Origin of the sequence: Streptomyces sp. NPDC092952, from assembly GCF_044754785.1 — a bacterium.
Taxonomy (GTDB): Bacteria; Actinomycetota; Actinomycetes; order Streptomycetales; family Streptomycetaceae; genus Streptomyces.
Genome location: NZ_JBIVPT010000022.1, coordinates 89006 through 99452, shown reverse-complemented (window position 1 = coordinate 99452; position 10447 = coordinate 89006). Strand labels below are relative to the sequence as shown.

The following is a 10447-nucleotide window of genomic DNA, read 5'->3' as shown; positions in this document are numbered from 1 at the left end:
TATCACAATCGGCCGGAGTTGACCGAGGAGCGGTTCGTTCCGAATCCGTTGACGCCGCCGTGGCCGGATCCGCGGACGTATCGGACGGGGGATCTGGTGAAGTGGCGGGCGGACGGGACGTTGGAGTTCGTCGGGCGGATCGACAACCAGGTCAAGCTGCGGGGGTACCGGATCGAACTCGGTGAGATCGAGGCCGCTCTCACCGCCCATCCCCACGTCCACACCGCTGCCGTCACCACCCGCGAGGACACGCCGGGGGACAAGCGCCTGGTCGCCTACGTCGTGCCCGTCCCGGGGCACGGTCCCGGTGTCGGTGATCTCCGCACCCATCTCCAGCAGCAGCTCCCCGAGTACATGGTCCCCAGCACGTATGTCGTCCTGGACGAGCTGCCTCTCACACCGAACGGGAAGGTCGACACCAAGGCCCTGCCCGCCCCCGACCACCACCGCCCCGACCTCGGTACCGCCTACACCGCCCCCCGCAACTCGACGGAAGAGACCATCACCGCTGTCTGGACCGACGTCCTCGGCATCGACACCATCGGCATCCACGACAACTTCTTCGAACTCGGCGGACAGTCGATCAGCGCTGTCCGGGCGGTCTCCCGGCTGCGGGAAGCCGGTCTCGACGTCGCCCTCCAGCAGTTCGTGCGGCACCCGACGGTGGCCCAGCTGGCGGGCGCACTGGATGTCCCGCAGGCGGCGTCGGCCGGGCTGGTGGTGCTCCTGTCGTCCGCGGTGGACCCGGAGCTGCCCGTTCTCTTCTGCGTACATCCGGGCGGCGGCAGCACCCACCCGTACCGCGCCCTCGCGCGATGCCTTACGGGCCGGTTCACCGTGTACGGCGTCCAGGCACCGGGGCTGAACGCGGGCGAGGCGCCGCTCGTCGGCATCGAGTCGATCGCGGAGCGGTACTGGCAGGAGATCCGCCGGGTGCAGCCCACGGGTCCGTGCACCCTCCTCGGATGGTCGACCGGTGCAGTGATCGCCCATGCGATGGGGGAGCGGGCGCCGGAGGACGTGGCCGGTCTGTACTTGCTGGAGCCGGCGGTCACCGGCGACGACCAGCGGGCGCGCTTCCAGCACCACGCCGAGGTGTACCGCCGGGTGGACGAACTGTGGCGGCGCGGCCAGGACGAGCGCGGTGCCGAACGAGCAGCAACGGAAAGGGAGTTGCGTAAGCTCGCTCCGGAGATGAACCTCGACGAGAACCTGGTATCGCTCGACGAGTGGCTCCCCTACGCGGTGCTGGAGGCCGAGGTGCGCTCGCTCGCCGCCTACCGGCCCGGTCGCTCGGCGGCCAGGGCGACGCTCTTCGTCAGTGACACGGTGCGCGACGGCAGCGGCGACGAGGTGCCGGAGGCCCGCTACCTCGCCCACTGGCACGGGCTCTACCCGGCAGGACTGGCCCAGCGGGCGATGCCGGGCCGGCACATGGAGATGGTCCGGGGCGCCGAACAACTGAACGCTGTGGTAGCTGAGTTGAGCCATGAGGTTTCGACCGGTCCCGTCGTCGGGGAACGGGATCTGCAGCGGATCTGAGTACGGACCGCCGCCGCAGTACAGGGCCGGCGAGGAGCCGACGGGGTGTCGTGCCAGTTGTGGCAGGACACCTGGAGGCTTCCTCGTCGGCCCTCCCGCATGCCCGGCGATCCGGGCCGAGGGGCTTCGCCCGGACCCCGGAAAACCTGGAACGGGCCCCGGACGGATCCTGGCAGGACCTCGAACGAACCTTGTAGGTCGCACGGGTAGGTCAGGGCCGTCGGGCAGGGCGGGCCTCCCACCGGTAGGCCGTCCAGGCCCGGCGCAGCTCAGCTCTTCCAGCAGTGCCCGAGTGGGTTGTGAGTCGTGGCCGGCGTCCAGGTGCACTGTGATCGACGGTGGCAGATGGAACCCGAACAGGCGAAGGGTCTCCAGGGCGGTGCGCAACAGCGGCGAGTCGTTGCGGTTTGCGCCGGCCAGGGCCTATCCCAACGGCAAGCCCCCGCCGTCGACCAGTACCGAACGCTTCAGGCCGCTCTTGCCTCGGTCCACCGGACTGCGCCCCGCGCTCTGGCCGCCGTCAGGGGCTTTCGCGATGCAACCGTCCACCACGAGGTTCTCAAGGTCGAGGCGCCAAGCTCTCATCGTGGTTGCCGAGCAGGTGTGGTCGGCATGCTGCTGGTAGGCGCCTCCGAGCACGAGGCGGGCCAGGAGCCTGCGAACACGACCCGGTCGGGGATGCGGGGGACGGTGGCAGCCCCATGGATGAGCGGCCACTGCCCGCTTGGGCAGGAGGGCTTGGAACTGGTCCCACAACGGGTTGGTCATGGATGAGGGCAGGACGGGCACGTGACCCTTGCTCGGCCGTAGAGGGCGTTGACCAGCAAGTCCCGCAGAGGTGTGCCGCCCTGGCAGTCGGGGCGGCACACCCCTGCGGGTGAAAGTCACCCGGCCTGTTCCTGCAGGTCCGCTGCGGGAGCGGGCGCGGGCATGCGCCAGGCCACGACCGCGCCGGTCACGAGCCCCATGACGGCCAGCAGGGTGGCCACCAGGAACGGATCGAAGGAGTGCAAGGACGGGGCGAACCCGGTCCCGACGCAGATTGCCACCCCGGTCGCACCGCCCAGTTGGTCAGCCGCGCGCTGGATGCCCGAGGCGGTCCCGGCGTCGTCCTCGGTGACGCCGCTGACCGCGAGGTACTGGAGCCCCACGATGCCGACCCCCATCCCGGCCGCGATCAGGAGCATGGGCGGAATCATCGTCATGCCGCCTGCCCGCAGGGCCGCGATGGCCGCGACAGCGGCCATCGCAGCCGCGGTGAACCCGATGCCGGCGAGCACGCACGCGCGTGCTCCCCACCGGCCCAGCAGGCGGGGCACGAGCATGGAGAACACGATCAGCGAGAGGGCCAGAGGCAGCATCATCAGACCCGCGCCCAACGGGCCGATGCTCAGCCGGTCCTGCAGATAGAAGGTGAACAGCAGGAACGAGGTCGACAGTGCCCCGCTCAGCAGCATCGTGGCCAGGTTGGCCGCCACACGCGTGCGGTTGGCGAAGAAGCGCAGCGGCAGCAGCGGGTTGCGCGAGCGCGCCTCGACGCGCACGAACCCGGCCCCGGCGGCCACCGCCCCGGCCAGCGCCCCCAGGACCACCCATGCGGGCATTCCGGGCGCACCGGCCTCGACCACGCCGAAGATGAACAGCAGCGGGCAGGCGGTCAGCAACAGCGCGCCGGGAAGGTCCAGCCGCGGGGCGTCCTCGGCCACGGGCCGGTCCCCCTCGACCAGGAGGACAGCGGCCAGCAGCACGATCAGGACGAACGGGACCGAGAGCAGGAAGATCCACCGCCACCCGAGGTGGGCAGTGACGATTCCGGACAGGACGAATCCGAGCACGAGACCGCAGCTCGCCACCGCCGCCCACACGCCCAGGGCCCGCGACCGGCGCGGACCTTCGGGGAACATCAGGACGATGGTGGCCATGGCGGCGGGCAGCGCGATGGCCTCACCGGCGCCCTGCAACAGGCGCGCGACCACCAGCAGGGAGAACGTGGGGGCCAGGCCCGCCAGCAGCGACGCTGCGCCGAACAGGCCGGTGCCGAGCAGCAGCACGCGCCGCCGCCCGAGCAGGTCGCCCAGCCGGCCACCGAGCATCAGCAGCCCACCACCGGCGACCGTGTACCCGACCACGACCCAGGTCAGGGAGTGTCCGTCGATGTCGAAGTCGGCACCGATCGAGGGCAGGGCGATGTTGACCACGGTCACGTCGACCGCAATGAAGAACTGCAGCATGGACACCGCGCACAGCACCAGCCATGCGCGTGCCGGGGACGGGCTGTGCCCGCAGGAAGAAAGGATGCCTGGAAGCATCGGGTGCTCCGTCGCTCAGAAGAAGTTCCGAGCAGCACAAACGTGCCGCTCCGGTCTGATCACGAAGCGACTGGACGTCCAGGAGGAGTGTGTGAGTGGAACGTCCCGCCGCTAGCGGGACGTCCTGGTCACTGCGGCGCAAGAGGCCGCACACGAAGCAGCAGACATGCCGTGAACGCTACCAGGGCGGAGACACCCGGCGCAGAAACCTGCCTGACGCCTCGTCCCTTCACTCGTAGGCCCGTTCCCGTTCCACGGAGCGCTCTGGGCACGGGAAGTTTGTCGCCGCGGAGCGCACCTGTCCGCGCGATCTCTTAAACGGATCCCGGCAGGACCCTGCCCCGGCCCCCTGGTCCCGCCGTGCGTGCGCCGGGGCCGTGGGGCCGGGGTTTCGGGTGTCGCGGCCGGGGCCGCCCGGTTCACCAGCGCTTCAGCTCCGGGAAGAAGCCCGGTATCTCGGTGGCTCGCCCGGTGCGCAGGGCGGTCCGGTAGATGTGGTGGCCGACGGCCAGGTCGAGGACGCCGAGGCCGAACGGAGAGAAGACGGTGGGGCGGTCATGGGCCAGGGTCACATCGCCGCGCAGCACGTCGGCCAGTGTGCCGTCGATGAAGTCGCGTGTGCCGTACTCCAGCTCCGTCAGATGGGGTGAGGTCCGCGCGGTGAGGCAGTGGTCCAGGTCGTCCAGGACGTTGTGGCACTTGATCATGACGGTGGGGTGGATGTCGCGCAGGGACAGGTTCAGGATGAGCTGGCCGGGCCGGAGGGTCTGCCGGTCCGTCAGCCAGGGTTCCGGAGCGGTGGTGGCGAGGACGATCAGGTCGGCGGCGGCCAGGGCCTCGTCGATCCGGTCCACGGCGCGGGCCTGCCAGCCGTGGGTGTCGGCGGCGTACGCGGCGAAGGTCTCGGCGTACGCGTCGACGTGGTCGTGGACCAGGCACTCGCGGACCTCGGTGGTGCGTGCCGCGAGGAAGTCGGAGACGGTCCGGGCGATGACGCCGGCGCCGACGAAGAGAACGGTCTTCGGGCCGTCGCCGTCGGCGAGGGTCTCCACGGCGAGCGCGGCGGACGCCGCGGTGCGGGCGGCGCTGATGCCGGACGCCTCCAGGCAGGCGAACGGGTAGCCGGTCGTGGCGTCGTTCAGCAGGAGGACGGCGGAGGCGCGCGGCAGGTTCTGGTCCACGTTCTGCGGGTAGCTCGCGATCCACTTGAGGCCGGAGACCGGTGTGTCGCCGCCGAGGTGGGCGGGGAGTGCGATGATCCGGGCGCCGGGATCGTGCGGGAAGCGCAGGAAGTAGCTGTTGGGGTTCACGGTGGCCCCGTGGCTGTGCTGGAGGTATGTCTCCCGCACGATGTCCAGGACGTCCGACGGCGCGGAGCCGATGACGTCCTGGGCGACGGAGCCGTCGATGACGTGGAAGGCTGACATCGGTGGTTGCCTTTCGCGGGCGGGTTCAGGTGAGGGCGCCGAAGTTCCGCTCGACCCAGTCGTTGTTGTAGACCGTGCCGAGGTAGCGCTCGCCGAGGTCCGGGGAGATCGCGGCGACGCGGGATCCGGCCGGGATGGTGTCGGCGCGGCGGCGTACGGCGGCCAGGACCGAGCCGGTCGAGCCGCCGGTGAGCAGGCCGTGGGTGCGCGCGAGCAGCCGGCACTCGCGTACGGCGTCCTTCTCGGCGACCAGCACCACGTCGTCGGCGAGGCCGGGTTCGAAGAGTTCGGGGACGCGGCTGGCGCCCAGCCCGGGGATGTGCCGAGGGCCGGGCGCGCCGCCGAAGAGGACGGAGCCGAGGGCGTCGACGGCGACGATCCGGGTGTGCGGCGAGAACTCGCGCAGGTACTGCGCGCAGCCGACGAAGGTGCCGGTGGATCCGACACCGATGAACAGGTAGTCGAGATGCTGGACCGTCTTGAGCAGGGTGCGCGCGGTCTGTTCGTAATGGGCGCGCGGATTGGCCGGGTTGGCGTACTGGTTGAGCCAGACCACGGCCGGGTCCGCCTCGACGCGGCGCCGGATGTGGGCGATGCGGGACTGGAGGAAGCCGCCGTTGGCGTCGACGGTGTCGACGACGACCACCTCGGCGCCCAGGGCGCGCATGTGGTCGATGCTCGTGGCGTTGGTGTTCGGGTCGACGACGCAGGTGAAGTGGTAGCCCTTGGTGGCGCAGATCGAGCTGAGGGCGATGCCGAGGTTCCCGGACGAGGACTCGATGACGCGGGCACCCGGTGCGAGGACGCCGCGGTGCTCTGCGTCCTCGACGAGACTCAGCGCGGTCTTCAGCTTGACCGAGCCGGCCGGGTTGAGGCCCTCGATCTTCAGGAAGAGGTCCGAACCGGGCACCATGCGGGGCAGCAGGACGAAGAGGTCGTCGGTGACCATCTCATAGGTGTGCTCGTAGATCATGACCGGGGCTCCCAGAGGTCTTCGGGGCCGGTCTCCTCCGCCGCGTAACGGCCCAGTGCGCTGACGGCCATGCGCAGTTCCAGGGCCATGGCGTCCAGCAGGCGTTCGAGGCCGTGCTCGGGGTCCTCGTCGGCGGCGATCAGCGCGGCGCGGCCGAGGCCGACGGCACGGGCGCCGAGGGCGAGCAGTTTCACGGCGCGGAGGCCGTCCCAGACCCGTCCGCTGGCGAGGAGGGTGCGGCCTGCGGGGTCGACGCGGCGCAGGCATTCGGCGAGCGGCAGCCCGACGTGGCCGAGGAAGCCGGTCGGGGCCCAGCCGGTGCCGCCCTCGGCACCGTCGACGGTGACGGCGTCGGCACCGGCGTCCCAGGCGACGGTGGCGGCCCGGCCGACGTCGCGGCCCGGGAAGAGCTTCACCCAGCAGCGGGCGCGCGGGTAGTTGTTGCGCATGAGCTGGATCTGCCGGCGGAAGATCTCGTTGGTGAAGGTGCCCGGGCTCGCGCAGCGCAGGACCGATGAGGTGCCGGGGCCCAGCCGCTCGACGGCGTACTGTCCGGCGAGGTCGGCCGCGACCGCCTCACTGATCATGGTGAGGCCGCCGAGGCCGGGCTTGGCGCCCTGGCCGGTCTTGAGCTCGAAGCCGAGGCGGCCGGTGGTCAGGAGGCCGGTGACGGCGGGTTCGCTGTAGACCTGGTTCCAGACCTCGGAGTCGGCGTCCTCGGTGCTCTGCTGGACGCAGATGCCGCCCACACCGTCGGGGAGCTCCTCGCAGTACGCCTGGACGCGTTCCAGCAGGCCCTTGCAGTGGTCGTCGCCGCTGGAGCGGAAGCCGTTCATGGGGGCGACGTTCTCGCCGATGACCATGGGGATGCCGAGCCGTCCGGCCTGGCGGCTCAGGGCGAGCCCGGTGCCGGTGACGCGGGTGGAGCCGAGCGCCGACACGTAGACCGGCAGCGGGGCGGTGAATCCGCCGAGCGCGGTGTCGAGAACGACGTCGGAGTAGAGGGGTTCGCGGCCGAGGTCGATGAGCTTGGCCAGGCGGCCCGGCATGAAGACGGGCGGGGCCAGGCGCAGCCGGTCGATCTCGTCGCCGCCGGATTCGGGGTCGGCGCCGAAGACCGCGGTGCCGTAGTGGTCCGCAGGCGGGAAGACGGCGGCGGCGCCGTCACGGGCCCGGGTGCGGATGGATTCCTCGGGCAGGCCGGGGGCAGCCAGCTGGGTCACGGTGACACGACCCCCGCGATCTTCGGGAAGGCCGTGGTCCGCCAGACGGAGTCCAGGCCGGTGACCCAGCGGGTCAGGCGCTCCAGGCCGATGCCGAAGCCGGCACTGCTGGGGATGCCGTGCCGGGCGACGTCCAGGTACCAGGCGTACTTGGCGGGGTTCTCACCGGTTTCACGCATCCGGGTGACCAGGGCCGCGTAGTCGTACTCGCGTTCGCTGCCGCTGCACAGTTCGCCGCAGCCCTCGGGGGCGATGAGGTCGAAGTTGAGCAGGGTGCCGGGCTCGTCCGGGCTCTCCTTGTCGTAGAAGCCGCGGGAGCCCTTGGGGTAGCCGACGACGAAGAACGGGGCGTCGGCCCGGAGGGAGATCCGCTCCTCGGCCTCCCACTCGATCTCGGTACCCGCGGCCTGCGGGTACCCGTCGCGGCGCAGACCGTCGACGACCTCACTGTGCGGGACCCGGGCGAACGGCCGGGCCACGTGGCGGCGCAGGGTCTCCGGGTCGCGGCCGAGGACGGCGAGGTCGTCGCCGCACTCGTCGACGACGGCGGTCACGGCGTGGCGCACCAGCTGTTCGGCGACGCCCATGGCGTCGTCCCGGCCGGCGCCCGCGTACTCGACGTCGATCTGCCGGAACTCGGTGAGGTGGCGGTGGGTGCCGCTGGTCTCGACGGGTTCGAGGCGGACGTTGGGCGCGACGAGGAAGATGCGGTCGAAGGCCAGCAGCGACGCCTGCTTGTACAGGATCGCGCTGGTCATCAGCTTGTAGCGGTGGCCGTAGTAGTCGACGTCCACCTGCTTGGCGCCGCGCGAGCCGGGGTCGGTGACGGGGCCGATGACCGGGTGGGCCATCTCCACGGCCCCGTCGGAGCGCAGGAAGGAACGGGCACCGGCCACGAGCGCCTGCTGGACGCGCAGCGCCGCCCGGGTGCGCGGGTCGCGCAGGTGCTCCAACGGCGTGGGCAGCGCGGGGGCCCCGGAGGTTGACGGGTGATCCATCTGGAGTGTCATGTCTGTCGTGTCCTGTTCCTGTCGTTGCCGGGCCGGGGCACCCGCCATTGGTGGCGGAGGGGCGCCGGGGCGGGGGCCGCTCGGATCAGCTCGCCCTGTCGAGGCGGGCGGCGGCGGGGACGTCGTAGCGGTTCCTGACATGGTTGAGCGCCTGCAGCAGTCCGGACGAGGTCAGCCGCCCGGACGGCCGTGCGGCGGTGGGCCGGCCGAGCGGGAGCGACCCGGTGCGGGACCACTCCAGCCGACCGCGGTCGGAGATGAAGCTGCGGGTGCGCCCCGCGTTGTCGGGGTGCAGGCAGAAGGGGACGTCGAGATAGCCGTGGGCGAAGGCGCGGACCAGGGCCTGGCCGATGTCGTCGTGCAGGTGCAGGACGGCCTCGACGAGGGAGCGGGCCTCCGCCTCGATGCCGGTGGACGGGGGCGGAGCGGCCGGCCGCGTGGTCCGGGCGGCCGCGGCGGCGGTCTCCAGCGCGACGACGTTCTCCTCGACGGTGGGGATACGGGCCGACTCCGCCGGTGTCTTGACGATGAGCCGGGTCGCGCCGGTGCGCACGGCGAGCCGGGCGGCGTCCGCCACCAGCCGCAGCGCACCGTCCCAGGTCTCCGGGTAGACGCCCATGTACGTGTAGACGACCACGTGCCAGGAGACGTCCGGGAGATGGTCGGCGGCGAGGGCGCGCAGGGCGTGGAGGGCCTCCTCGTCCTGTTCGCGGTCGGTCTGCTGGGCGTAGCTGAGGGAGACGCTGCGCAGGCCGTGCCGGCGGAAGAACACGGCCTCCAGGACGGAGAGGGCGACGAGCAGGGACGGCGGGCAGAGCTGGCCCAGCATGCAGCCGCCGAAGGTCTCCAGATGCGGTTCGGTACCGGCCTCGCGCAGCGCGGCGAGGCTGCGGCACGCGTCGGCCCAGGCCCGGATCGACGTGGCCAGCGGGGTGCGGCCGTAGGGCAGGCAGTAGGAGACGGGGCCGCCCTCGGTGGCGTCGAGCCCGGCGGCGACGAGCGATTCGACGATCCGGCCGGGCTGCGCGGAGCCGTGCCGCACCTGGACGGGGAAGCCGGGGCCGTGGACGCCGTCGAGAAGACCGGTGGTGGTCTCGACGGCCATGCTGACCAGCGGATAGCCGTTGAGGTGGTGGCCCTGGGCGACGGCACGGGCGGCGGCCGCGTAGTCGCCGACGCGGGTGAAGCTGTCCAGGGTGAGGGTGCCGACGGTGGTGGCGTCGGCACCCCGGGTGGCGACCAGACCGGCGCGCATCCTGGCGGGGTCGGCGAAGCCCATGCGCGGCTGCACGACGAGGCCGCCGGTGCGGGCGGGGTCGGCCATGAAACGGTGGAAGGCGCCACCGGTGGGAGCCGGTTCAGCGGACGACATCGGCGTGCGGCTTTCCGGGCCGGTGCTGGGGCAGGGCGTCGAGCAGGGCGAGCAGCCCGGGGACCGCGTTCGGGCCGGTCAGGACGGCGTCGAAGCCGGCGTCGGTGAGCGCGGTATGGACCTCCGGGGCGAGCGTGCCCGAGGTGTCCAGCTTGCCGCCGACGACCAGCGGCACCCCGGCCAGCGCCGGTACGGCGCGCACCGCGCGGGCCAGCCCCGGGGCCTCCTCGGCACCGTGCCCGTTCACCGTACTGACGACGACGAGGCCGGGCGTACGGGCCGAGACCTCCTCGATCAGCACATCGACCGGGACGCACGCGCCGAGATTGGTGACCTCCCAGCCCTGTTCCTCCAGCAGGAGCTGCAGGAAGAGCAGGTTCCAGGTGTGCGAGTCCGAGGCGATGGTGGTCAGGACCGCGTGGCGCGGGCTGTCCGGGGGCTGGCGATGCGGGTACACGACCGGATCTTCCTCTCGAAACCGTGATGGGCCACGACCGCTGAGATCGGGCCGGATACCCGTGACATCGCCCTCCTGGGGCGTCCGGGCGGTGCGTTGACGCGACGCCGTCCATCGTGGCCAGCGGTGATCGG

General features: G+C 71.7%; 8 protein-coding genes and 1 pseudogene. 1 reads left to right on the top strand and 8 read right to left on the bottom strand.

Annotation, left to right across the window (positions count from 1 at the left end; translation table 11 throughout):
- A partial coding sequence (locus ACIQGQ_RS32815) for an alpha/beta fold hydrolase (RefSeq protein ID WP_402402925.1) occupies window positions 1-1542 on the top strand: 1542 nt, incomplete at its 5' end.
- A 264-nt stretch (window positions 1543-1806) separates the two neighbouring features.
- On the opposite strand, the pseudogene ACIQGQ_RS32810 reads toward ACIQGQ_RS32815, so the two are convergent.
- From ACIQGQ_RS32810 to ACIQGQ_RS32775, 8 genes and pseudogenes are all read right to left on the bottom strand, one after another.
- Window positions 1807-2331 (bottom strand): annotated as a pseudogene (locus tag ACIQGQ_RS32810) (transposase); the annotation flags it as partial.
- A gap of 95 nt (window positions 2332-2426) precedes the next feature.
- Window positions 2427-3779 carry an MFS transporter gene (locus ACIQGQ_RS32805; protein WP_402402940.1) on the bottom strand — a complete coding sequence of 451 codons (1353 nt, stop codon included), beginning with the start codon at window positions 3777-3779 and terminating at the stop codon, window positions 2427-2429.
- A gap of 491 nt (window positions 3780-4270) precedes the next feature.
- Window positions 4271-5278 carry a 2,3-diaminopropionate biosynthesis protein SbnB gene (gene sbnB / locus ACIQGQ_RS32800; protein WP_402402922.1) on the bottom strand — a complete coding sequence of 336 codons (1008 nt, stop codon included), beginning with the start codon at window positions 5276-5278 and terminating at the stop codon, window positions 4271-4273.
- Between the two features lie 25 nt (window positions 5279-5303).
- A complete protein-coding gene (sbnA, locus tag ACIQGQ_RS32795) occupies window positions 5304-6251 on the bottom strand; it encodes a 2,3-diaminopropionate biosynthesis protein SbnA (protein WP_402402919.1) in 948 nt (315 codons plus the stop codon).
- On the bottom strand, window positions 6248-7474 hold the full coding sequence (locus ACIQGQ_RS32790; protein WP_402402916.1) for a glutamate synthase-related protein: 1227 nt from the start codon (window positions 7472-7474) through the stop codon (window positions 6248-6250). Before ACIQGQ_RS32790 ends, sbnA begins: the two co-directional genes overlap by 4 nt.
- On the bottom strand, window positions 7471-8472 hold the full coding sequence (locus ACIQGQ_RS32785; protein WP_402402914.1) for an asparagine synthetase A: 1002 nt from the start codon (window positions 8470-8472) through the stop codon (window positions 7471-7473). Before ACIQGQ_RS32785 ends, ACIQGQ_RS32790 begins: the two co-directional genes overlap by 4 nt.
- A 97-nt stretch (window positions 8473-8569) precedes the next feature.
- The gene (locus ACIQGQ_RS32780) at window positions 8570-9856 is read right to left on the bottom strand and encodes a methylaspartate mutase (RefSeq protein WP_402402911.1); all 1287 of its coding nucleotides are present in this window, start codon (window positions 9854-9856) and stop codon (window positions 8570-8572) included.
- Complete coding sequence (locus tag ACIQGQ_RS32775) at window positions 9843-10313, bottom strand: cobalamin B12-binding domain-containing protein (RefSeq protein WP_402402909.1); 471 nt, start codon at window positions 10311-10313, stop codon at window positions 9843-9845. The genes ACIQGQ_RS32780 and ACIQGQ_RS32775 overlap by 14 nt, the downstream gene beginning before the upstream one ends.
- Window positions 10314-10447 lie beyond the last annotated feature (134 nt).

Bases quoted from the DNA above. Each gene is read 5' to 3' on its own strand.
- ACIQGQ_RS32780 (WP_402402911.1), bottom strand. From the start codon at position 9,856: ATGTCGTCCGCTGAACCGGCTCCCACCGGTGGCGCCTTCCACCGTTTC.
- ACIQGQ_RS32785 (WP_402402914.1), bottom strand. From the start codon at position 8,472: ATGGATCACCCGTCAACCTCCGGGGCCCCCGCGCTGCCCACGCCGTTG.
- sbnA (WP_402402919.1), bottom strand. From the start codon at position 6,251: ATGATCTACGAGCACACCTATGAGATGGTCACCGACGACCTCTTCGTC.
- sbnB (WP_402402922.1), bottom strand. From the start codon at position 5,278: ATGTCAGCCTTCCACGTCATCGACGGCTCCGTCGCCCAGGACGTCATC.